18 protein-coding genes, 1 pseudogene and 1 riboswitch are annotated in these 22,437 nt (G+C 51.2%); of the genes and pseudogenes, 9 read left to right on the top strand and 10 right to left on the bottom strand.

The genetic code is table 11. The annotated features are described in order from the left end of the window. Positions 1-286 precede the first annotated feature (286 nt). The 5 genes from C2M17_RS02475 to C2M17_RS02495 form a co-directional block, all read right to left on the bottom strand. A complete protein-coding gene (locus C2M17_RS02475) occupies positions 287-1,399 on the bottom strand; it encodes a succinylglutamate desuccinylase/aspartoacylase family protein (RefSeq protein WP_105199301.1) in 1,113 nt (370 codons plus the stop codon). Positions 1,400-1,403: 4 nt separating this feature from the next. Continuing rightward, a complete protein-coding gene (locus tag C2M17_RS02480; protein WP_105199302.1) occupies positions 1,404-2,609 on the bottom strand; it encodes a PLP-dependent decarboxylase in 1,206 nt (401 codons plus the stop codon). After that, positions 2,609-3,349 (bottom strand): 2,3,4,5-tetrahydropyridine-2,6-dicarboxylate N-succinyltransferase, encoded by a 741-nt coding sequence (locus C2M17_RS02485; protein WP_105199303.1) that lies wholly within the window; start codon positions 3,347-3,349, stop codon positions 2,609-2,611. Before C2M17_RS02485 ends, C2M17_RS02480 begins: the two co-directional genes overlap by 1 nt. Before the next feature lie 7 nt (positions 3,350-3,356). Further along, positions 3,357-4,253: a 4-hydroxy-tetrahydrodipicolinate synthase gene (gene dapA / locus C2M17_RS02490; protein WP_105199304.1), complete on the bottom strand. Its 897-nt coding sequence runs from the start codon at positions 4,251-4,253 to the stop codon at positions 3,357-3,359. A gap of 128 nt (positions 4,254-4,381) precedes the next feature. Continuing rightward, positions 4,382-4,572, bottom strand: a riboswitch (Lysine riboswitch). Positions 4,573-4,703: 131 nt separating this feature from the next. Continuing rightward, positions 4,704-5,579, bottom strand: a complete 876-nt coding sequence (locus C2M17_RS02495) for a TraB/GumN family protein (RefSeq protein ID WP_105199305.1) — start codon at positions 5,577-5,579, stop codon at positions 4,704-4,706. Positions 5,580-6,072: 493 nt separating this feature from the next. Between C2M17_RS02495 and ilvG the strand changes: the two genes are divergently transcribed. The 8 genes and pseudogenes from ilvG (at position 6,073) to can (ending at position 15,488) form a co-directional block, all read left to right on the top strand. Then, positions 6,073-7,734, top strand: a complete 1,662-nt coding sequence (gene ilvG, locus C2M17_RS02500; protein WP_105199306.1) for an acetolactate synthase 2 catalytic subunit — start codon at positions 6,073-6,075, stop codon at positions 7,732-7,734. After that, a complete protein-coding gene (ilvM, locus tag C2M17_RS02505) occupies positions 7,731-7,973 on the top strand; it encodes an acetolactate synthase 2 small subunit (protein WP_105199307.1) in 243 nt (80 codons plus the stop codon). Before ilvG ends, ilvM begins: the two co-directional genes overlap by 4 nt. Positions 7,974-8,023: 50 nt before the next feature. Then, positions 8,024-8,948: pseudogene (locus C2M17_RS02510) on the top strand (branched-chain amino acid transaminase). Between the two features lie 85 nt (positions 8,949-9,033). Continuing rightward, positions 9,034-10,890, top strand: coding sequence for a dihydroxy-acid dehydratase (ilvD, locus tag C2M17_RS02515; protein ID WP_105199308.1), 1,857 nt, complete (start codon positions 9,034-9,036; stop codon positions 10,888-10,890). Continuing rightward, positions 10,890-12,446, top strand: coding sequence for a threonine ammonia-lyase, biosynthetic (gene ilvA, locus C2M17_RS02520; RefSeq protein ID WP_105199309.1), 1,557 nt, complete (start codon positions 10,890-10,892; stop codon positions 12,444-12,446). Before ilvD ends, ilvA begins: the two co-directional genes overlap by 1 nt. 30 nt (positions 12,447-12,476) lie before the next feature. Next, positions 12,477-13,550: an ABC transporter substrate-binding protein gene (locus tag C2M17_RS02525; RefSeq protein ID WP_233997903.1), complete on the top strand. Its 1,074-nt coding sequence runs from the start codon at positions 12,477-12,479 to the stop codon at positions 13,548-13,550. Positions 13,551-13,617: 67 nt separating this feature from the next. Beyond that, positions 13,618-14,811, top strand: coding sequence for a methyltransferase (locus C2M17_RS02530; protein WP_105199310.1), 1,194 nt, complete (start codon positions 13,618-13,620; stop codon positions 14,809-14,811). A gap of 8 nt (positions 14,812-14,819) precedes the next feature. After that, entirely contained in the window at positions 14,820-15,488 is a 669-nt protein-coding gene (gene can, locus C2M17_RS02535; RefSeq protein WP_105199311.1) for a carbonate dehydratase, read from the top strand. A 44-nt stretch (positions 15,489-15,532) separates the two neighbouring features. Here the strand turns inward: can and C2M17_RS02540 are convergent, their stop codons facing one another. The 4 genes from C2M17_RS02540 to ubiK form a co-directional block, all read right to left on the bottom strand. Next, the gene (locus C2M17_RS02540) at positions 15,533-16,195 is read right to left on the bottom strand and encodes a Bax inhibitor-1 family protein (protein WP_105199747.1); all 663 of its coding nucleotides are present in this window, start codon (positions 16,193-16,195) and stop codon (positions 15,533-15,535) included. Positions 16,196-16,491: 296 nt separating this feature from the next. Next, positions 16,492-16,701, bottom strand: a complete 210-nt coding sequence (locus C2M17_RS02550; protein WP_105199313.1) for a hypothetical protein — start codon at positions 16,699-16,701, stop codon at positions 16,492-16,494. A gap of 143 nt (positions 16,702-16,844) precedes the next feature. Beyond that, positions 16,845-17,099, bottom strand: a complete 255-nt coding sequence (locus C2M17_RS02555; protein WP_105199748.1) for a hypothetical protein — start codon at positions 17,097-17,099, stop codon at positions 16,845-16,847. Positions 17,100-17,452: 353 nt separating this feature from the next. Beyond that, positions 17,453-17,725: a ubiquinone biosynthesis accessory factor UbiK gene (gene ubiK / locus C2M17_RS02560; RefSeq protein WP_105199314.1), complete on the bottom strand. Its 273-nt coding sequence runs from the start codon at positions 17,723-17,725 to the stop codon at positions 17,453-17,455. Between the two features lie 123 nt (positions 17,726-17,848). Between ubiK and rep the strand changes: the two genes are divergently transcribed. Further along, the gene (gene rep, locus C2M17_RS02565; protein ID WP_105199315.1) at positions 17,849-19,861 is read left to right on the top strand and encodes a DNA helicase Rep; all 2,013 of its coding nucleotides are present in this window, start codon (positions 17,849-17,851) and stop codon (positions 19,859-19,861) included. On the opposite strand, the gene C2M17_RS02570 is transcribed toward rep, so the two are convergent. Beyond that, the gene (locus tag C2M17_RS02570; RefSeq protein ID WP_105199316.1) at positions 19,833-22,400 is read right to left on the bottom strand and encodes a diguanylate cyclase domain-containing protein; all 2,568 of its coding nucleotides are present in this window, start codon (positions 22,398-22,400) and stop codon (positions 19,833-19,835) included. The genes rep and C2M17_RS02570 overlap by 29 nt on opposite strands. Between the last annotated feature and the right edge of the window lie 37 nt (positions 22,401-22,437).

Genomic DNA, 22,437 nt, shown 5'->3' on the forward strand with positions numbered 1-22,437 from the left:
CACTGACTCTCACGCAATCGGTTGGGTCTGTTTATCTTTGCGGTTTTCTTTATGTTCAATCTAAACGCATTCTGATCACGACGCTCGTTATGCTGCATAGTCATTCTATGTACATAGCGAGCAACACAGAGCAGGATGCGTTTAGATGAACCCATAGGGCAGCGCTTGCAGCGTATTTCTACTGTGTTGTTACATGTTCATGTAGAACAACTACACCACACATGTACCGCCTTGTATAAATTCGCTACAAACTGCTGCAGAAACAAACAGCAAAGGTCAACAGACCCTATAACTCGAAGGTATTAGTAAAGAATTTGTAGAGTTCGGTGCCCTGATTCACACTGGCCGAGGCAAAGTGCAAAATAGCGATGGCATCCTGGTCGAAACGCAGGGTATGAAGTGGCTCTTCACTTAAATAGCGCTCCATTCGAAGAATGCGGGCAAAGGCATCACCCGCCTTCAGGTGCTCGCCCAACCCTGCCAGATATTCGATCATCCCGCCCATGGGCGCATAATAGGCCACATAGTCTTTCAGATAACAGGCGTGGCGCTGCATGGTTTTAGGCTGATAGGCCGCATCCACAAACACGCCCTGATAATTCAAATAGCTTAGTATGCTTTGTGCATCGTCCAAGGCTTCGGTCAAATCAATGCGCTCCTGTGAGCCCAGCTCCACCGTGTAGGCTTCTACTGGTACTTCGAAGTCGCGGTCCTGACGTTTTAGCTGGGTTTGCAGCTGCCACCAGGGGCAAAATGCCGCTTCATCCATGGCGCCGTCGAATTCATTGGGGATCAAGAGCACGTGCTCAATATTAAAATAACGGGCGCTGGCACGGGCATACTCGGGGCAATACAGGTGCTTGGCGGAAATAGGACCTGTGTGCAGGTCGAGTACTATATCCGCCTGATGCGCTAGGCGTTGTAGATTCAGGGCAATACGCTTACCGGTAGTTAAGGCATGCTGGGGGCCGTTTAAACGCTGCTCCACTTCCTCAACCAAGGCCGCTTTAAAGGCGTCCCGCAATTCTTGATCGGACAGGCCGTCGCTTTGCTCGGCAAAACGCCTTACCAGCTCGGTATTGTAATGATATAAGCGGTTCCAGTTTACGCCGGTAATGGGGTCGAAACGACCTAGGGTAAATTCCCCCGACTTTTGGTTACAGCCGATGGGGTTGGCATAAGGCACCAGGGTGATATCGCCCCGTAACCCTAAGTTTTTAAGTTGCTCAAGCAGCTGATAAATAACCGCATTACCCTGTACCTCGGCGCCATGCATATTGGCCTGAATATAGACGCTCTTGCCACTGCCATCGCCTTTTAGGCGGTACACGGGAATGGTCAGGGGTAAACCATTGGCGATTTCACCAACCTGAATATTTTGTTGCTCAATTTTGTTCATGCGACTATCTCAAATAACTACTGGGCGCAGCGCTTTCGCGCAAAAGGTGCAAATTGCCGTCGGCTATTACATACTCGGCCGCCAGCGGGTGGCAGAGGAAAAACGGCATACTCTCGGTAAAGCCATAGGCGCCGGCCTGAAAAAATACCAGCCAGTCTTGCTCGTTAATATCTTCGGGGAGCATGTGCGTGCCCAAAGAATCCAATGCCGTACATAAGGGACCGTGAATATTGAAGGCCCGGGTCGGCGCTGTACTTGTTCGCAATAGGGCGCAAGGGAAAGCCTGGCCGGCCACTGCAGGGCGCAGTACGTGATTGATGCCACCGCTGACAATTAACTGCTGCTCGCCATAGTTTTCCTTTTGCTCGACTACGGGATTGAGGTAATAGCCACATTCGGCCACCGCATAACGACCTAGCTCCATCCATAGTTCCTGCACGCCGCTTTCGCGCTTGATTTGCTCAAGCGCCGTCAGTACATCCTGCCAGGCCAGGGGCTCACTTTCGTCGTCATAGGGCACGCCCAGACCACCGCCTAAGTCCAGCACCTGCATGGCAAAGCCAAGCTGCTCACTTAGGGCCTGAAGTGGCGGTAGCATTTGTTGCCACAGATGTAATAGCTTGTCGGCGCTAAGCATATTGCCCCATTGGAAAATATGCACGCCGATACAGGTCAGTGCCGGATAGTCCGCTAGATACAGACCGTACCACTGCTGCGGGTCGAGACCAAAAGGGGTGAGGGTATCACCGCCCAAGGGGTTTTTTTCACCCTTGGGCCAGCGCAATTGCACCCGCAGTAGCAGCTTAAGCTGTACCTTATGCGTCTGTGCCGCTTGGTTTAGCCAGCGCACCTGATTAAGGCTTTCCGCCACAAAGGTGCGCACGCCAAGGGCGATAAACTCATCGATTTGTCGCTTTGATTTCGCCGGGCCGGTATTCAACACCTGCTCCGGGTTAATTTGTTGTGCCAGTACCTGATGCAATTCGCCACTGCTGGCCACGTCAAACTGAAAGCCCGCTTTGGCCAGGGTGCGGATAATACGCGACAAGGGGTTGGCCTTTACCGCATACCAGAGCTTGACCACGTCTTGGGCCATCAGCTTATCCAGGTGCTGGCGTAAGGCGTCAAGATCGTAGACAAAGCATGGCTCCATCTGCTCTTGGGCGATGCACTCAAGGTGCGTTTGCAATTCGGTACCGACAGGAAGCATTAGCGTAATACCTCTTCCAGCGCGAGTGATGCATCGCTTTGCTCATCGCGGTATTTCACGATTAGGGCACAACTCATCGACAGGCCTTGTTCACGCCCCCAGGCGCTTGAGCTTGGACGTGAGCCCGGGATCACTATGGCGTTTTCCGGGATGGGTTCCCCCTTGTTGAGCTGGCGCTCATTGACACAGTCGTACACCGGAATGGTGGCACTTAGGCGCACACCCGGCGCCAGTACTGCGCCTTTTTTCACGACCACGCCTTCAACGATAACGCAGCCGGCGCCAATAAAGGCGTCGTCTTCGATCACCACAGGGCTGGCACCGATAGGCTCTAATACGCCACCGAGTTGCACCGCGGCGCTAAGGTGCACATTTTTACCCACCTGAGCACAAGAGCCCACAAGCGCATGGCTGTCGACCATGGTGCCTTCATCGACAAAGGCGCCAATATTGACATAGGCCGGTGGCATTATGATGGTGCCAGGGGCCACATAGGCGCCGCGACGCACCGAGGTACCGCCCGGTACCATGCGAACATTGTCTTCGGCGCTAAAACCGCGCGGTGCCAGGTTGTCTTTATCGACAAAACCGCCGGGGAATTCGGTATTGGTGCCGTTTTTAAAGGCTTCAAGAATGCCTTGCTTAACCTCGATATTGGCCTGCCATTGACCATTTTCGTCTTGTGATGCGGCGCGAACGGCGCCCGTTTCTAAATTATTAAGAAGTTCTAACCAGCTCATGAAAATATTAAACCTGTGTTGAATGCCAAGATGTGATGCTGTCGTGTACGCGTAAAAGTGGTTGTAAATCGCTTAGCTCCGCATGAGTTAACGGGGCGCGCAGAGTTGGCGTATTGATGCGCCCAAGGGCGTGTAACAAGCACTTTGTCGGAATAGGGTTGCTGACATGAAAGAGCGCCGCCACCGCCTCGCGCCAATGCAAAAAGGCATTGTGGCTTTGCCCTTGCAGGCTTAACTGCACAAAACGGTGCGTTGCTTGCGGCCACACGTTGGCAGCAACCGAGACCAAACCGGCGGCGCCGGCCTGAGCGTAATAGGGGATCAATGCATCGTCGCCGCTAAAAATAGCCAGTTGCGGTGCCGCAAGACGATATTGCTCAAAGCAGTCGATGCTGCCGCTGGCTTCTTTCAGTGCCCAGCAGCGCGGGTGATCTTGCAACTTGCCGAGTACCTGTGGGTCCAGGCTGACCGCGGCGCGGCCGGGGACGTTGTAAAGCATGCAGGGGTGTTTGCTGGCATCAAGCAGAGCGCGAAACCAGAGCTCTTGTCCTACCGGACCGGGCTTGGCATACAAGGGAGCGCCAAGCAAATAAGCGTCTATCGGGTAGTCATTACAGAAGGCCAGCCATTGGCGCTGTGCTTCAAGGTTGTAGCCACCTACACCGACCATAATCGGGGTGTTTAGTTCCAGGGCGCAAATGTGTTGCACCACGGCTTGTTGCTCGGCCACATCCAGGGCCAGGGCTTCGCCAGTAGAGCCCAGGATCAGCACGCCATTACCGGCTGCCGCTTGTTCTTGTGCCAGCGCGCTTAGGGCGTCAAAATCTATGCTGCCATCTTCAAGCAGCGGGGTGATCAGTGCTGTCCACAGCACAGTGTGTGATAACGATTGAGTAGTTGTCATCTCATCCGAACTTAGTGCGAGTTCGAGAGCAACAAAGGGAAGTGGTTTCCGCATTCGCCGACTCGAACAGGTTAAATTCGAAGAGCGAATGGGCTTAGACGTAACAAAGCCTGCCGGCCTGTTATGTTAAGACCAGAAGCTCTCCACCAAATATATAGCAATGTGTGCTATTGGTGACAGTCGCCGGGATTCAACCCAAGCGCCCGAGGGAGTATTAAGCAATTTACCTCACCTCTCGGCGTACATCCCCCTCATTATGAGTCGTTGGAGTTTGCTCTCCTCATCATAACTACCTGGATGACGCACCTCTTCTAGCCCTTGCGGCCATCTAAATGGCCGAATCAATAGGGTGCTTTTTTATTCAAACACTTTCCATGCCACGCTGTCAACGCCCATGGCGACACAAATTTTCACGCCTCCCCATGTTGTTTGGCGCGCATGGGTTTGAAATTAGATGCGCGAGACCTTAAAACCTTGTGCCTGTAGCAGCTTGATTAAGCCGTTTTCTTCACCCAGATGCAGGGCGCCAACGGCGATAAATAATGATTGCTCCTGCAGTGTTTTTTCCAATTTTTTTATCCACTTATGGTTGCGCTCAATTAAGAGTACATGTTCATTAAGCTGGCCATATTCGGAGTCGTCAAAGGACTGTTCATAGGCCTCGGTGAGCACGGATGTTTCGCCCTTTTTCCAGCCGTTGATCAGACGTAAAAAACTCTCATCAAATTGATTGAGCTGGCGGAAGGTATCGGCAACCATGAGGTCCGAATGCTCTTCTAGTACGGTAAACATTTCCAGTTGTTGTTCGAGAGATTCCAGCTCGATAATGGCCTTGTTTTTTTGTTTGGCGCTGGCCAGTACTTGCTTATCTATGCCGAATTCGTCTGAATAACCGGCATTTTGCAGCTCAATCTGCATCATTGTCAGTAGCACGGCCCAGGGTTTTAACGAGGAAAACATCTTGATATTAATATTTTTTTCGCCAAAGTATTGGTCCAGCTTCTGGTAGCTTTGCGGGCTTAGCTCCGAGTCCAGAGTACGGCCATTTTGCAGCATTAAAAACGGCATGGAGCGCTGTTGAATTTGCACCGCAGACAGGGCAGTTAAATCAACTTCCACCACCACAGCATCGCTGTTGCTTATGGCTTTTTCTATCTTTTGTGGCAGGCCCTTCATGCTGGTGTCGCCAACATGTACTGTGCCGAATAAGTACGAGGTTTTTCCCTGCTTTTCCACCTGCCACAAAGCCGGTGTCAGTTCGGCGAAAGCGGGCTGGGTAAAAATAATAAACAGGCAAAAGAGCCAAAATGCAGTTAATTTTTTCATCGTGTCATCCTTAAACTAGAGTCGCCTCTGAGTGTAACCCGAGTTAACTCATAAAACCCATTGACCGAAAAATAATTGCGAGAAATTAATCAGCTAGTGCTATCGGTAAGTGAAGGTAAGTTATATGCAGTTGAGGGCTGTGAGGTTAATAGGTTTAAATTTCAGGTTGTTTAAGGGATTTTTTATGCTTCTCAATCTTATTTTCTTGGGATTTTGCATTGTTTTTGTAGTTGACTTGCGCGGGTGCTCGCGGTACTAATAGAAAAAGAGCGACGGCCCAGCCGTCCATTAGATTTTTTAATTAGACTTAGAACGAATTAATTTATGCTTAACCTGCTATCAAGCCTAGTCCTAGTGATTAACACCGTGGTGATTATTATTACCGCGGGGGCTTCGTAGTGCGTTAAAAAATTAACACGCTTAAGGCCCCCCGCACTGAAAAGTTCGGGGGGCTTTTTCGTTTCAGGGCCAACACATTGAGGAATGAGGAACAATGACCGGCGCAGAATTAGTAGTAGAGATATTGGCAAGGGAAGGAATAAATGAGGTATTTGGTTACCCAGGCGGAGCCATCATGCCCATTTATGACGCCTTGTATGAATCTCAGGTAACTCACTATCTTACTCGTCACGAGCAAGGTGCCGGTTTTGCCGCAGTAGGCTACGCCCGTAGCAGTGGCAAGTTGGGAGTTTGTATGGCCACTAGTGGCCCGGGCGCAACCAATTTGATCACCGCTTTAGCCGACGCCATGATGGACTCTGTGCCTCTGTTGGCGATCACAGGTCAGGTTCCCACCGCCGCCATCGGCTCCGATGCCTTCCAAGAGGTGGACGTTTTGGGCATGTCGCTGTCCTGCACCAAACACAGCTTTATGGTAGAGCGCAGCGAAGATTTGGCGCCCATACTGCAACAGGCCATTCATCTTGCTCAAAGTGGTCGCCCCGGCCCTGTGCTGGTGGATATCCCCAAAGATATCCAAATGGGTGAAGCTCGATATCAGCCCTGGCTGGCCGATAGCGAGGCGCGACAGCAGCCGTGTCAGGAACAGGTGAACAAGGCCAATCAGCTACTCAGCGAATGCCAGCGCCCGGTCGCGTATATCGGTGGCGGCGTTCAGGCCGCGGATGCGCAAGCCCAACTGATGCAGTTTTTGTATAAAACCCAGATGCCGGCGGTACAAACGCTAAAAGCCCTGGGCAGTGTGACACCAGACTATGAACTGAACCTTGGCATGCTAGGCATGCACGGCGGTGAAGCAGCCAACCTGGCGGTGCAGCAATGCGATCTATTGTTGTGTATCGGCGCACGCTTCGACGACCGGGTGACCGGTAACCTGACTAAATTTGCCCCCAATGCCCAGGTTATTCACCTGGATATAGATGCCGCCGAGGTGGGTAAACGCAAGCCTGCCGCCGCCTCTTTGGTGGCTGATTTAAAAGCCTCTTTGCCGCAGCTGCACTGTTTTGTCACCGAGCCGAATTGGTGCGCGCATATCACCGCCTTGGCACAGCAGCATGCGTGGCGCTATGACTATCCTGGCGAAACGGTTTACGCCCCAGCCTTCTTGAACAAACTGTCACAGCGCTTAAGTGCCGATGCGGTGGTTTGTTGTGATGTGGGTCAGCATCAGATGTGGGTGGCCCAGCATATGCAGTTCTCTCACCCCAGCAATCACTTAAGCAGTGGCGGTGCTGGCACCATGGGCTTTGGCCTGCCGGCGGCCATAGGCGCCAAAATAGCGCGCCCGAACGATATGGTGCTGACGGTATCCGGCGATGGCTCAATCATGATGAATATCCAAGAGCTGGCCACTATACGCCGCAATAATTTGGATGTGAAAATTGTGGTGATAGATAACCAGCGTCTTGGCATGGTACGCCAGTGGCAGCAGTTATTTTTCGCCGAGCGCTACAGTGAAACTAATCTTTCGGATAACCCGGATTTTGTCGCTTTGGCGCGAGTATTCGGTATCGATGGACAGTGCATCACCCATCAGGAGCAGGTAGATGAAGCGTTAGATGCCATGCTCAGCAGTAAGGGCCCGTATTTACTGCATGTATGCATAGACGATAAAGACAATGTTTGGCCCCTGGTTCCACCGGGTGCCGCCAATGACCAAATGATGACCCAAGCCAATAGCGAGAAAAAACCATGAAACACCGTTTAACCCTAAACTTAGCGAATCAAACCGTGGCCGTGGAGCGTTTCCTGCGAGTGGCTCGTCACCGTGGTTTTAAACTGACCGCCCTGGAATTGGCCTGTGACCAAGATCAATTTGCGGTCAATATCACGGTAGATAGCGATAAACCTATCTATCTTTTAACACAGCAGCTCAATAAATTAGTAGATGTGCACAGTGTCACCACGGCACAGCTACAGCAACAAGCAAGTTAGTCCGCGTCCATTGGCAACGCGAGAATTGAATTTTAAAGAAGGTACAACACATGACACAAAGCTCTGAACTGATTTGGCATAACGGCGAAATGATCCCCTATCAGCAAGCAACGACGCACGTATTAAGCCATGCGCTGCACTATGGCAGCTCGGTATTTGAAGGTGTTCGCGCCTATGACACGCCAAACGGTCCGGCAATTTTCCGTTTAACCGATCACCTTAAGCGTCTTTATGATTCGGCCAAGATCTACCGTATGGAAATTCCCTTTACCTTAGAGCAACTCACCCAGGCCTGTAAGGATGCGGTAAAGCAAAATGGCTTTAGCGATGCTTACTTGCGTCCGTTTGCATTTTTGGGTCATGTGGGCCTGGGGATCAACCCTAAATCCCGTGTTGCCGATGTCACCGTTGCGGCGATGCAATGGGGTGCCTATCTGGGCGAAGACTCTTTGGCGCAGGGCGTGGATGTGTGTATTTCTTCTTGGAACCGTCTGGCTCCGAATACCATGCCAACCGCCGCTAAAGCAGGTGGTAACTACTTGTCATCACAGCTTATCTCGGGTGAAGCCAAGCGTAACGGTTATGTTGAAGGCATCGCCTTGGACACCAATGGCTTGCTGAGTGAAGGTGCTGGTGAAAACCTCTTCGTGATCAAAAAGGGTGTGCTTTATACCCCGCCGACCACAGCCTGTATCCTGCCTGGCCTGACGCGCGACACCATAATGACCGCTGGCTAAAGAGCGTGGTTTTGAGGTGCGCGAAGAGGCAATTGCTCGTGAAGCCTTATATCTGGCCGATGAGTTTTTTATGACAGGCACAGCGGCAGAAATCGTTCCGGTGCGCAGCGTGGATCAGATCCCCGTTGGTCAAGGCGCGCGAGGCCCTATCACCGAAGAGCTACAAGCAGCATATTTTGCTTTGGTTAAAGGACAAAGCCCAGACCCTCGCGGCTGGTTGGAATACGTAAACGACTAATAATGAGGGCAGCGCATGGGCGTTGCCGAATTTTTGGGAATGAGGAAAGCCGATTCAGTGAATCGCAAAAAATATCGAGGTAACCATGGCTAAATTACGCAGTGCAACAACAACCGAAGGACGTAAAAGAGCGGGCGCCCGTGCCCTGTGGCGAGCAACCGGGATGACCGACAGCGACTTTAAAAAACCAATAATCGCTGTGGTCAACTCCTACACGCAATTTGTGCCCGGACACGTGCATCTTAACCAGCTCAGTGATCTGATGGCGCAGACCATTCGCGACGCCGGCGGCGTACCTCGTGAGTTTAATACCATAGCCATAGACGACGGCATCGCCATGGGCCATGGCGGCATGCTCTATTCGCTGCCCTCGCGTGACCTCATTGCCGACTCGGTGGAATACATGGTCAATGCCCACTGTGCCGATGCCATGGTGTGTATATCTAACTGCGATAAGATCACCCCGGGCATGATGCTGGCCGCGCTGCGTTTAAATATTCCGGTGATCTTTGTCTCCGGCGGCCCCATGGAAGCGGGTAAAACCCGTTTGGCCAATATAGATATCAAGCTGGATTTGGTGGATGCCATGGTCAAGGGCGCCGATCCTACGGTTAGCGATGAAGACTCGGAGCAGGTTGAGCGCTCCGCCTGCCCTACCTGTGGTTCCTGCTCCGGCATGTTTACCGCCAACTCCATGAACTGCTTGCTCGAAGCCTTAGGTCTGGCTCTGCCTGGTAATGGCACCACGCTTGCGACCCACAAGGATCGTATGCAGCTTTATGTGGAAGCGGGTCAGCGTATCGTCGATTTATGTAACCGTTTTTATGGTGATGATGATGCGTCTGTACTGCCGCGCAATATCGCTAATCAGGCGGCCTTTATGAATGCCATGACCCTGGACATCGCCATGGGCGGTTCCTCTAATACTGTGTTGCACCTACTGGCCGCGGCGCAAGAAGCCGGTGTTGACTTTGATATGACGGACATAGACAGACTGTCCCGCAGCACGCCATTTCTTTGCAAAGTGGCACCGGCCACGCAGCAATACCATATTGAAGATGTGCACCGTGCCGGTGGCATCATGGCCATACTCAATGAGCTGGCCAAGGCCGATAAGCTCGATTTATCCGTAGGTCATGTGGCAGGCAAGAGTTTGGCCGAAGTGATCGCCCGTTTCGATGCTACTGACTCGAACAATACTCAGGCGCAAACCTTCTATCGTGCCGGCCCGGCAGGCATTCGTACCACTAAGGCTATGAGTCAGGATTATCGCTGGAACGAGTTAGATCTGGATCGCCAGCAGGGCTGTATCCGCAGTGTTGAACATGCCTTTAGTCAGGACGGCGGTTTGGCCGTGCTCTACGGTAACCTGGCGCCAAACGGCTGTATCGTAAAAAGTGCCGGCGTTGCCGAGGACATGCTGGTATTTACCGGTACCGCCCGGGTTTATGAATCTCAGGATGATGCCGTCGATGGTATTCTTGAGGGCAAGGTACAAAAGGGCGACGTGGTGATCATTCGCTACGAAGGCCCTAAAGGTGGCCCGGGTATGCAGGAAATGCTTTACCCCACCAGTTATCTTAAGTCCATGGCCCTAGATAAAGACTGTGCACTGATCACAGATGGCCGCTTTTCCGGCGGCACCTCAGGCTTATCCATCGGCCACGTCTCGCCAGAGGCGGCCAGCGGCGGTGCCATTGCCCTGGTGGAAGATGGTGACCAGGTGGTGATAGATATCCCCAACCGTGGCATCAACCTGGCGCTGAGCGAAGAGCAGCTTGCAGAGCGGCGCGCCCAGCAAGAGGCTCGTGGTAAGCAGGCCTATAAGCCGCTTGCTCGTGAGCGTGTGGTGACCCCGGCTCTTAAAGCCTATGCCTTGCTTGCCACCAGTGCCGATAAGGGCGCGGTGCGTGATCTGCAGAAGCTTGAGGAGTTAAGCTGATGGCGGCCACCGAACTCGATTATTTTCGCGCCATCATACAGGCCAATATGGAGCCCCTGGTCAAGGTGACCGAAGTCAGTGAACTCAGTGCCTTGGAAGCCAGGCTGGGTTCAAAAATCTGGCTTAAACGGGAAGATCAGCAACCCGTATATTCCTTTAAATTGCGCGGTGCCTATAACAAGCTGAGCAAGTTACCCAAGGGTTCTAAGGTGGTTACCGCCTCGGCGGGCAACCATGCCCAGGGGGTGGCGCTAAGTGCCACCGAGCTGGGTCATCAGGCCACTATCGTGATGCCCTTGACCACGCCGCAGATCAAGGTGGATGCGGTGCGTAATTTTGGTGCCGAGGTGATACTTCATGGTCATCATTTCGATGCCGCCAAGGCTTATGCGCTGGCGCTTGCCGAGCGTCAGGGGGCGGTGTTTGTGCCCCCCTTTGATGACCCGGATGTGATCGTCGGCCAGGGCACCATAGCCCGCGAACTGATGCAGCAGTTGCCCGAGCTGGATGCTGTGTTTGTGCCGGTCGGCGGCGGCGGTCTACTCGCCGGCATGGCGGTCTATATCAAGTCTTTGCGCCCGGACATTCGCGTTATCGGCGTTGAAGCCGAAGAAAGTGCCTGCTTGCAAGCGGCCATGGCCGCCGGTAAGCCGGTGGAACTGGAGCGCGTCGGCAGCTTTGCCGACGGTGTGGCGGTGAAGATCATCGGCACCGAAACCTTTAGGTTGGCGCAGCAGTTTTGCGATGAAGTCGTCACCGTCAGCGGCGATGAAATTTGTGCAGCGGTACAGGATATTTTTGTTGGCACCCGCGCCGTGGCCGAGCCTTCCGGCGCCTTGGCGCTGGCCGGTTTGAAAAAATGGGTGCAGAGCACGGGTGTGAAGGGGCTTAAGCTGGCGGCTGTGCTTTCCGGTGCCAATCTCAACTTTGACCGTTTACGCCATGTCGCCGAGCGCACCGCGCTGGGTGAGAAAAATGAGGCCCTGCTGGCGGTCACCATTAAGGAAGAAAAGGGCAGTTTTAAGCGTTTTTGTCAGTCCTTGGGTGGCCGTGCTATCACCGAGTTCAACTACCGGTATGCCGGTCCGGGCGAGGCACAAATCTTTGTGGGTATCGGTCTGCGCCAAGGCGCCAGTGAACTGCAAGAGCTGCTGTCAGCCCTTGATCAGCAAGGTTACGACTATGTTGATATGTCGGAGAACGAGCTGGCTAAGCTGCATGTGCGTTATATGGTCGGCGGCAAGCCCAGCGATCAGCTTGAAGAGCGTTTGTTGCGCTTCGAGTTCCCTGAATATCCTGGCGCCTTAGCGCGCTTTTTGGATACCCTGGGCAGTAAATGGAATATAAGCCTGTTTCATTACCGCAACCATGGTGCTGCCACCGGCAATGTACTGGCGGCATTTGAGGTGCCCGAGGTGGAGCAGGGGGCCTTTAACCAGCATTTGCAGCGTTTGGGCTATCAATACATAGATGAAACGCAAAATCCTTGTTATCGCCAGTTTTTAGCCCATCGCCAAGGTGGCGCAACTGGCAATATCAGCGAAGCTTGCTTATAGTGGAGTAGTTAACGTAATCAGGGATGAATCGTGAACAAAGCCACCGTATTCGCTAGCTACTGTGTTTGCTTCTTGCTGCTGTGCACCATGCCATGGGCTTGGGCTGACTCCTCCACAAACGTAACCTTACAGCTTAAGTGGCAGCATCAGTTTCAGTTTGCCGGATATTATGTTGCCAAGGAGCTGGGCTATTACCGCGATGTGGGTTTAGAAGTCAATATAGTACCGGCGTCGCCAACGGACACTGATACCATGGCCAAGGTGCTCAGTGGCAAGGCTCATTTCGGAGTGACTCACTCGGGCATTATCAAGCAAAGGTTGGAAGGCAAGCCGGTGGTGGCACTGGCGGCCTTATTGCAGTCTTCAGCCTATTGCTGGCTGGTGCGTAAAGACTCTGGCATTTTTAATCCCGAAGACTTTCAAGGCCAGCGTATCAGTTTGCTGACCAAGGGCGAAGATGCCGAGCTAATGAGCTTGTTGGATCATCGCCAGGTTGATGTTGAGGTGGTAGAGCATCTTGGCAAGTCCAATTTAGATGCCTGGCTGGCGCAAGAAATTGACGCCATGCAGGTGTATGTCACCAATGAACCCTATCAATTAAGCCAGTTGGGCATAGACTATCGTTTGGTGTGCCCAAAACGTTATGGCCTGAATGTATATGGCGATGTGCTTTTTACCTCGAAACACCTGATTTCCCACTCCCCCGAGGTGGTTGAACGCTTTCATCAAGCGAGTATGCGCGGCTGGCGCTATGCATTACTGAATCTCGACCATGCCATTGCCCTTACGCAGCAACATTACGCTCCCAATAAGTCCTTGGAACAATTGGCATTTGAGGCGGATCAGCTCAAGCCCTTGATCATGCAGTCGGGGAATTCCATAGGGGCTATGTCGGATGCCCGTTGGCGGGTGATCACTGAGCTCTACCATTTAGAGTCGGATAAGCTGGCGAAGCATTTTGATGGCTTTATTTATCAGCCATCGCCGCCGCACTCACCGATGAATTTATCCTGGATGATGGTGCTGGCTCTGGTGATGATGATGGTGGCGGTGCCTGCCTATCTTCATTTATTTTTCTGCGCTCGGCACTCCAAGAAGGCATAGAATTACTGCGGCGTACCGGCACTTACTTTGCTATAATCGCCGGCAAATTGTTAACCGCCGTACCCTTATGCCTGCCTTGCTTGCGCACTTTGAAGCGCTGGATCACCTCTTATATCAAACTCGCCGTTACTGGCAGTGTGTAGCCTTTTCCTGTGGCCAATACCCTTGGCCCGAGCTGGCCCGGGTGCTTGATGGCTTAAGCGATGAGCAGGTGGCTGAGCTTGAAGCCGACCCTAAGCAGTTGCAGCGTTTTTTTCAATCCTATATTCCCGAGCTGGCACAGCTGGATAAACTAAGTGCTCTGCCGCTGCGTCAAGGCGCGGCCGAGCAGCCGACCTTACCCTTTTGGTTAAGTAATGGCATTAAGGGCAGAAAGCTGACTCAGCTTCAGGCCTTTGTCGCTCATTTACAACCCCAAGAAAATACCAAAACCGTATTGGAATGGTGTGCGGGCAAGGGCCATTTAGGGCGTTTGTTGGCGCATCAATACGGTATTGGCGTACAGAGTGTCGAAATTCAACCACAGCTCTGCGCTCAGGGAGAAGAGTTGGCGCAGCGCTTTGCCTTGCCGATACGTTTTAATGTCGCCAATGTGCTTGAGGACGATTGCCAGAGCTACTTGCAGCAGTGTGATCATGCAGTGGCCCTGCATGCCTGCGGTGGTTTGCATCAGGAACTTATGCGCCAGGCCAGCCGTTTGGGCACCCAGCGTTTGTCTATTTCTCCTTGCTGCTATCATTTGTTTATCGACGGTGATCATTATCAGGCCATGAGCAGTGCCGCCAAAGCCAGCCAAAACAGCTTTTATAGCAGTGACTTAAAGTTAGCCCTGCAGCAAACAGTGACCGCCGGGCAGCGGGTGCAGCGGCTGCGCCAAACCGAGGTGCAGTGGCGTCTTGGCTTTGATCAATTGGTGCGCGATGTATTTAAACGCAACGAGTATACCCCAGTGCCTTCTGTGGGTAAGCTGGTGTTTAGCGGTGAGTTTAAAGACTTTTGCCAGTGGGCGGCACAGCAGAAAGGGCTAACCCTGCCAGAGGGCTTGAATTACCCGCATTATTTGGCCTTGGGTGCTGATCGAAAGCATATGACCGACCGTATTGAACTGGTAAGACATCTGTTTCGTCGGGCAATTGAGGTTTGGCTCGTGCTCGATCGTGCTTTATATTTGCAGCAAGCAAATTACCGGGTGGATATTTTCGAGTTCTGTGAATCGTCACTGACACCCAGAAATATCTTTATAGAAGCGAAATTAAATTGAGAGTTGTTGTGAAAAACTTAAGTCATCTTTTTGAAAACAATAAGCAGTGGGCTAAGCGTACTACCGAACAAGATCCTGAGTTCTTTAAGAAACTCTCAGAGCAACAGAATCCTGAGTATTTATGGATTGGCTGTTCGGACTCGCGCGTACCGGCCAACCAGATCGTTGACCTAATGCCGGGCGAGCTGTTCGTACACCGCAACGTGGCTAACGTAGTAGTGCACACCGACCATAACTGTTTGTCGGTCATGCAGTATGCCGTTGAGGTGCTTAAGGTGAAACACATCATGGTGGTGGGCCACTATGGTTGTGGCGGTATTAAAGCGGTTCTGGATGAAGCAAAATTTGGCTTGATCGACAACTGGTTACGCCATGTAGGCGATATTAAAGAGCGTCACCTTGAGCTACTTGAGCAGGCACCGGAGCAGGAGCGTCTTGCCCGCCTAATCGAGCTGAATGTTATCGAGCAGGTACGTAATGTATGTCGTACCAATATAGTGCAAGACGCCTGGGCCCGTGGCCAGGAACTTACGGTACATGGCTGGGTGTATAGCCTGGAAAATGGCCGCCTGCACGATATGAATTCTGTGGCTCGTTGCCAGCAGGAGCTGGGCGACAGCTATAAGGAAGCGCTGGAGAACGTAGCTAAGCGCGTTCGTGGCGAGCTGACCGACTAACCTCGGTAAGATGAAAAAGGGAAGCCAAGTGCTTCCCTTTTTTGTTACTGCTTTCTCCCTAGAATGCGGAGGATGCGTAAAAACAGGTTAATAATATCCATATACAGAGCCGCGGCGCTGTCTACCGCATTATCCAGAGTCTTAGGTATTTGGTTCGCCCGGCCCCAGTCGTAGCCGATATAGCCACAAAAAATCACCGCAACGGCCCAATCGATCCACTCATGATGTATCCCCAGGACAAATATCTGGAATAGCTCGACTACTATTACCGCCAGCAGGGCAATGCTGAGAGCCCCGGCAATGCGTTGAAAAAACTTGGGATACATAGAGCCCAGCAGCATCATAATCAGGGTAACGCCGGCGGTAAGGCGAATCGCCTCAACAACCAGAACCTCATTGTATTGCGCCACCACCATGTTGACGATTAAGCCAAAGGGCACAACCACCAGGTTATAGCCGATAAAGCTGACTATTGGTTTTTTCGACTCGTTAAAAAGCCAGACCCCGACAAGGCAGGAGGCAAAATAGCCGATAAAGAAGATCCAAGGGTTGATGGCCCACAGGGTTTGCGGGTCGATATTAACGACCAAAAACCAGTTTACGGAAAAACCCCAGAGTAAACAGAGCCCTATTGTCAGGTTATAAAGCGCCGGGCTGATTTCTTGGCTACTGGTGACTCGTCTTTTAAAAACATCAGACTCGAGCATAAATGTGGTTTCCTTTTGCATTTAAGAAGCTGGTGGCTTTATTGGCTGTGCCACTCTATGGAGAGCGGGCAGTCTATAAATAGATGGCGGGGAAATCTATTAAAAACGGTAATAAATCAATATGTAAGATTATTGGTGATAACTGTGAGTGGGGTTCTGCTCCGAAAGAGTTTGTCGCGTTGGCGACGATAACCAAAGGGCGGTTTGCGCCAACCGCCCCTTGGAAACTCCCCGAATCTAAACGGGAAGACCGATACCTGTTAGTTTCGGAGTGTTTTGATAAGACATTATGCTAATCATTCTTCATTATTATTAATTTCTGAGACTACTTTTTTCGTCTCTTTCTTAATAGCTTTTGCTGCATCCCTTGAAGCATGACCAATTTCTGTTGTCACTTCTTTGACAGCACCGCCAAAATCTCTTCCCGCTTCTTTTACACTTGAGCAAGAGGCGAGCAATCCTAGCGTGATAAAAATGGATAATGTTTTAAGGCTATATTTTTTCATCTAATTTCTCATCTATTAAGATGTATAACGCCCGGTTAAGGGGCTGACAACGTAAAACACTGAACTCAAAATAACAAACCGTAATCACAAGTGCCGATTTGCACAAAAACCGCCAGGCGTTGGCAGTCCCCTTGAACGGTTTGTTATGCGATTAATAATCCAGCAGATTTTAATTTTTTAGTTAACTCGACCATAGAGCAATTATATTCCCAATACATCACTCGACTATGTGATGAAGTAACCAAAACATACTCTTCACTTATTGATTGAATTCTATCAATTGATATAAGTTTTTTTACAAACACTTCATCCGAAATGTTCTCAATTATTTCTTTGTTATTCTCATCAAATCCATGCACGATAAATGCAGTTTTTACTTCTAATTCAATAAACTTCATTCTCAGTTTCATCCTTACTTGCAAATCGTATAACAGGGTATTAATGAGACCTTGCAAGCTTGCCTACCTTGTAAGGTAGGAGCATTAAACAAATGGGGTTTCACTAATGAAAGTAAAAATTCATGTTAAATCAGATGGAAAGTGAAAGAAACTAGGTTGAAGGGAACAATTTATGGACGTCCTGGGCATGTTGGTTACGTTCATTTCTCGTAGCGCGTTGAGGTAATCATGCAATGTTGGGGCGTCTTGGGGTTTTTAGGGGGGCGTAAACCGCCCCTAAGGTGTCGTCGCAACCGCGCCAAGATATTAACAACGGCATCAGTGGTTGGTGTACCACGAAAGCTAGAGAAAGTTTACTCTGCGTCAGCGTCTTTCGCTTGTGCTGCCAGCATGGCTTCAAGCGCCACTACTTTCTCTTCCAGTGCGGTTAGTTTTTCGCGCGTGCGCACCAGCACCTGGCTTTGAATATCGAATTCTTCGCGGCTGACAAAGTCCATTTCCGCCAGTTTGTTTTGCAGTACCTGCTTGGTTTTGTTCTCAAAATTCTCGGCGATATCGCGCATGCCCTTGGGCATGTTGCTGCCTATTTGGCGGGCGATTTCTTCAATTTTGCTCGGGTTAATCATGTTCTGGCTCCTATCTTTATCTGCCCTAAGTGTAACTAATTTCCCAAGCCCTGCCTATCATGGCTGTATCGCGCTCCCAGATAGGCTAAAATAGCCGGTCCCATGTGATTTAAATTAGTGTTTATGAAGCTCAATCCCCAGCAAAATGAAGCGGTAAAGTACATTAGCGGACCCTGCCTGGTGTTGGCCGGCGCCGGCTCGGGTAAAACCCGGGTTATTACCAATAAAATCGCCCACCTGGTGCAAAACTGTCAGTATCAGGCGCGAAATATTGCTGCGGTGACCTTTACCAACAAGGCGGCGCGGGAAATGCGTGAGCGGGTGGCGCAAACCTTGGGCAAGCAAGAGGCCAAGGGTTTGTGGGTATCGACCTTTCATACCTTGGGTTTGGAGATCATTAAAAAAGAGCTGAAGACCTTAGGCTTTAAGGCGGGCTTTTCCCTGTTTGATGATCAGGATACCAATCAGCTGCTTAATGAGCTGACCGCCGATGAATTGCAAGGGGATAAAGATTTACTCAATCTGCTGAAAATGCAGATTGGCGATTGGAAAAACGAGCTGATCCTGCCGCCGCAGGCCATTGCCATGGCGCGAGAGCCGCAAAAGGCGCTGTTTGCTCAGCTCTATGCCCGCTATCAAACCCAGTTGCGCGCCTATAACGCCATGGACTTTGACGATCTCATTATGATCCCAACCCTGTTGCTGGGGTCCAATGCCGAGGTGCGTGAGCGCTGGCAAAACCGGTTTCGTTATCTGCTGGTGGATGAATATCAGGATACTAACACCAGCCAATATCAGTTGGTAAAACTCTTGGTGGGGCAGCGCGCTCGCTTTACCGTGGTAGGCGACGACGACCAATCCATTTATTCCTGGCGTGGTGCCAAACCACAAAACCTGGTGCTGCTCAGTAAGGACTTTCCTGGCTTGCGTCTGATCAAGCTGGAACAAAACTACCGCAGTGCCGGACGTATCCTTAAGGCGGCCAATATACTGATCGCCAATAACCCTCATGTCTTTGATAAAAAACTCTTTAGTGAGCTCAATTATGGCGAGGAGATCAAGGTTATCGCCACCCGGGATGAGGAGCATGAGGCAGAGCGGGTGGTGGCAGAGATCATCTCCCATAAGTTTACCAAGCGCACTAATTACAAGGATTACGCCATCCTGTATCGCGGTAACCACCAGGCCCGGTTATTTGAAAAGGCGCTGATGAGCAACCGTATTCCCTACAAGATCAGCGGCGGCATGTCGTTTTTCGCCCGTGCGGAAATCAAGGACATGATGGCCTATCTGCGCCTGCTGGTGAATCAGGATGATGACAATGCGTTTTTGCGTATCGTCAATACACCGAAACGGGAAATCGGCCCGGTGACCTTGGAAAAGTTGGGTAGCTTGGCCAATGAAAAGCACATTAGCTTGTTTGCCGCTTGTTTTGAGCCCGAACTGGCTGGGCGTTTACAGGGGCGTGGCTTTAATGCCTTGATGGGCTTTGCCCGCTGGGTGGTGGAGCTGGCCGATAATGCCCAGCGCAGCGACACCCTGGAGGCGGTCAAGGATCTGGTGCGCCAGATAAACTACGAAGCCTATTTGTACGAAACCTCGACCAGTGCCAAGGCCGCCGAGATGCGTATGAAGAACGTCTCCGAGCTGTATCGCTGGATCACAGATATGCTTACCGGCGATGCCGATAATGAGCCTTTAACCTTGCCCGAGGTGGTCACCAAGCTGGCGCTGCGCGATATGATGGAGCGTAACGAGGAAGAGGACGACAGCGATGCGGTGCAATTGCTGACCCTGCATGCCTCCAAGGGGTTGGAGTTCCCTTATGTGTTTATGGTGGGCATGGAAGAGGGCTTATTGCCGCATCAAAGCAGTATCGATGAGGATAATGTTGAAGAAGAACGCCGCTTAGCCTATGTGGGTATTACCCGAGCGCAGCAGGAATTGGTGATGACCTATGCCAAAAATCGTCGCCAATTCGGTGAGGTGATCACCCCGGAGATCAGTCGCTTTGTTGAGGAATTGCCGCAGCAGGATCTTGCCTTTGAGGCGCGAAAGCCGCCGCAAAACCAGGAGCAGCGTATGCAGCAAGGGCAGGCGCGGGTCGCTAACTTACGGGCGATGTTAAAGAAGTAAACTGACTTAACGGCCTTTGCTGTGTCAGTGGTGAACGTTGGCCGATAAAGTATTCAATGCCCAGGCGCTCCAGTTTATCGCGCTCGGCCTGAGAGTCCGGGCTTTTTGTCATCAGTTTACAGTTCGCCTCTTTGGTCAGCGCCAGTATGCCTTGCAGCATAAGCGCATAGTTTGGCTCTGGTAACAGGCGGCGACTAAAGTTGTTGCTCAGTAACACGCAGTAATAGGGGAATTGCGCCAGCAACCCAAGCTCGCAGCCCTCCTGGGCAAAGTTATTCAGGCCGATATACACACCGCTTTGGCTTAAAGCATCAAGATTGTGCAGTTGCTTGGCACTGGCACAACTCAATTCCGGCTCATCAAACAACAGGCATAAATGCTCGATATTATCGAGTTGACTGATCCAAGAATACAAACTCTTGAAATGCTCATCTTCAAGTAACACCGTTGAGCACTTAAGCAGGGTTAAGCCCTGGTTATTATGCTCGGCAAAACCATATTGCAGTAACTTGAGTTCTACCTTGGCGAGCATATAGCTGTCGCTGCTAAAGCGCTTAAGTTGCTCAAAACTGGTGCTGCCGAGCACCGGATGTTCGCCGTAGGCGCTGAGCAACTGGCAAATTGGCTGCTGCTCGGCATCAAGCACCTGACTGCTTTGAAAATGGGTGTGTAAGTCCATTAAATGGTGTTCGCTTTGGCCGTGCGCTTGCACCTCGGCGTAATTGAGCAGGGGATGATAAAACTCAAAGCGCCCTTTACCACTTTGTTTGGCATAATACATGGCGGCATCGGCGTCGCGGATCACCTCATCTATATCGCTATACCCGGCATCGCTATAGGTAATGCCGATACTGGCGCCACCCTGAATACAGCTGCCTTGATAGCAAAAAGGCTGTTGCATCACCGCGATAATACGCTTGGCTACATCCTCAGCCTGCTGTCTGTCTTGCAAGCGCGACAGTAAGACAACAAATTCATCGCCGCCCAAACGGGCGATCAAATCGTGCTCACGTACGCATTGCTTTAGTTTGGTGGCCACGGCTATCAGGAATTGATCGCCAAACTGGTGCCCGAGTTGATCATTGATCTCTTTAAACTTATCGAGATCGATAAAAAGCACGGCAAAATTCTGCTCGGGTAGGTGCTGAGAATGCGCCATGGTGCGTTCGAGCTGGGCGATAAAGAGGCTGCGATTGGGCAGTCTGGTGAGGGCATCATGATGAGCGTCATGATACAGCTGCTGCTCTATTTTACGGCGTTCGTCTATTTGCAATTGCAGATGGATATTAGCCTGGCGCAACTCCTTGGTTTTTTCGGCCACGCGCAGCTCCAATTGCTGGTGACTTAGCCTTAAGGCCTGTTGCGATAGCTGGTTTTGCAAAACATTGGCAATCTGATTGGAAACATAGGCGATCAGCTCAACATCTTCTTGCACAAACTCATATTTATTGTTGTAGGCCTGACAGACGATCAAGCCAATAACTCCCTGCGCGGTTTTTAGTGGTGCACCCAGCCAGCTGGTGCAGCGCCCTGTGCTGGTGAGAGCGCGGGTGGGTTCAACCAGGCCTTGCTTACAGAGTTGATCGCCACGTTCACGGCTGATCAACTGGCATTTTTTACTGGTAAGCACTAACTCACTGTAGCCTTTGGCAAAGGAGCGAGGGCTAAAATCAGGGTCGCTTTCATCGACGGCGTAGGGAAAGGTCAGCCAGTTTTTGTCATTATCATAGAGGGCGATATAGAGGTTTTGGGCGTAGGTGATGCTCTTCATTATTTGATGCACCTGGTAATACACATCATCTATATTGATCGCCTGTGTGGCCAGCTCGGCAATTTGAAACAGGGTTTGTTGGCGCTCCAGTGCTTTTTTACGCTGGGCTATTTCTTCATTGAGGGCGTGATTGCTTTGAGTGAGCGCCAGGGTGCGCTGCTCCACTTGACGTTCTAAGAGCTCGCGCTTTTTTACCCGCTCTATGGCGGTGGCCAGATACAGGGCAATCACCTCGAATAGCTCTATTTGTTCCTTGCTATAGCCAAGCTCTTGCTCGTAACTTTGCGACACCATGACACCAATCACCTGGGTGTCTTGATATATGGGCACACCTAACCAATGCTCGGAGCGGGTGCCATGTAAGTTAAATTTACCTTCTGCCGCCGCCGCTGCCATGGTGGCACGATTAAAGTACGCCGTAGCCTGGGAGCGAAAAACATAGCCGGTGAGGCTTTGCTCAAAATGCTGCTCGGTAAGTTCGGGATGCGACGGAGCATCTTTTTGATCGACAAAATAGGAGAGCTCAAGTAACCCTGAAATGGGGTTTTGCAACACCACATAGAAGTTCTTACTGGGAACATAATCGGCCAGGAGCTGCCGAATGGCTGGGTAAAAGGAATTAAGATCCGGATGAGTGCTAGCCTGCTCGGATAGGCCAATAAGTGCATACTGCAAATGATGCTGATGCTTATATTTTTGCAGCAGTTCCTTTAGGCGCTTGTTTTGCTTGCGCAACTTATTTACTGAACACTCATCCACTGAACGCATCACTAGGTTTTTGACCAAATCTTAACCGTTGAATATT

The organism is Pseudoalteromonas sp. T1lg10, assembly GCF_002964545.1.
Lineage (GTDB): Bacteria > Pseudomonadota > Gammaproteobacteria > Enterobacterales > Alteromonadaceae > Pseudoalteromonas.

Bases quoted from the DNA above. Each gene is read 5' to 3' on its own strand.
- C2M17_RS02475 (WP_105199301.1), bottom strand. From the start codon at position 1,399: ATGAACAAAATTGAGCAACAAAATATTCAGGTTGGTGAAATCGCCAAT.
- C2M17_RS02480 (WP_105199302.1), bottom strand. From the start codon at position 2,609: ATGCTTCCTGTCGGTACCGAATTGCAAACGCACCTTGAGTGCATCGCC.
- C2M17_RS02485 (WP_105199303.1), bottom strand. From the start codon at position 3,349: ATGAGCTGGTTAGAACTTCTTAATAATTTAGAAACGGGCGCCGTTCGC.
- dapA (WP_105199304.1), bottom strand. From the start codon at position 4,253: ATGACAACTACTCAATCGTTATCACACACTGTGCTGTGGACAGCACTG.
- C2M17_RS02495 (WP_105199305.1), bottom strand. From the start codon at position 5,579: ATGAAAAAATTAACTGCATTTTGGCTCTTTTGCCTGTTTATTATTTTT.
- ilvG (WP_105199306.1), top strand. From the start codon at position 6,073: ATGACCGGCGCAGAATTAGTAGTAGAGATATTGGCAAGGGAAGGAATA.
- ilvM (WP_105199307.1), top strand. From the start codon at position 7,731: ATGAAACACCGTTTAACCCTAAACTTAGCGAATCAAACCGTGGCCGTG.
- ilvD (WP_105199308.1), top strand. From the start codon at position 9,034: ATGGCTAAATTACGCAGTGCAACAACAACCGAAGGACGTAAAAGAGCG.
- ilvA (WP_105199309.1), top strand. From the start codon at position 10,890: ATGGCGGCCACCGAACTCGATTATTTTCGCGCCATCATACAGGCCAAT.
- C2M17_RS02530 (WP_105199310.1), top strand. From the start codon at position 13,618: ATGCCTGCCTTGCTTGCGCACTTTGAAGCGCTGGATCACCTCTTATAT.
- C2M17_RS02540 (WP_105199747.1), bottom strand. From the start codon at position 16,195: ATGCTCGAGTCTGATGTTTTTAAAAGACGAGTCACCAGTAGCCAAGAA.
- C2M17_RS02550 (WP_105199313.1), bottom strand. From the start codon at position 16,701: ATGAAAAAATATAGCCTTAAAACATTATCCATTTTTATCACGCTAGGA.
- C2M17_RS02555 (WP_105199748.1), bottom strand. From the start codon at position 17,099: ATGAAGTTTATTGAATTAGAAGTAAAAACTGCATTTATCGTGCATGGA.
- ubiK (WP_105199314.1), bottom strand. From the start codon at position 17,725: ATGATTAACCCGAGCAAAATTGAAGAAATCGCCCGCCAAATAGGCAGC.
- rep (WP_105199315.1), top strand. From the start codon at position 17,849: ATGAAGCTCAATCCCCAGCAAAATGAAGCGGTAAAGTACATTAGCGGA.
- C2M17_RS02570 (WP_105199316.1), bottom strand. From the start codon at position 22,400: ATGCGTTCAGTGGATGAGTGTTCAGTAAATAAGTTGCGCAAGCAAAAC.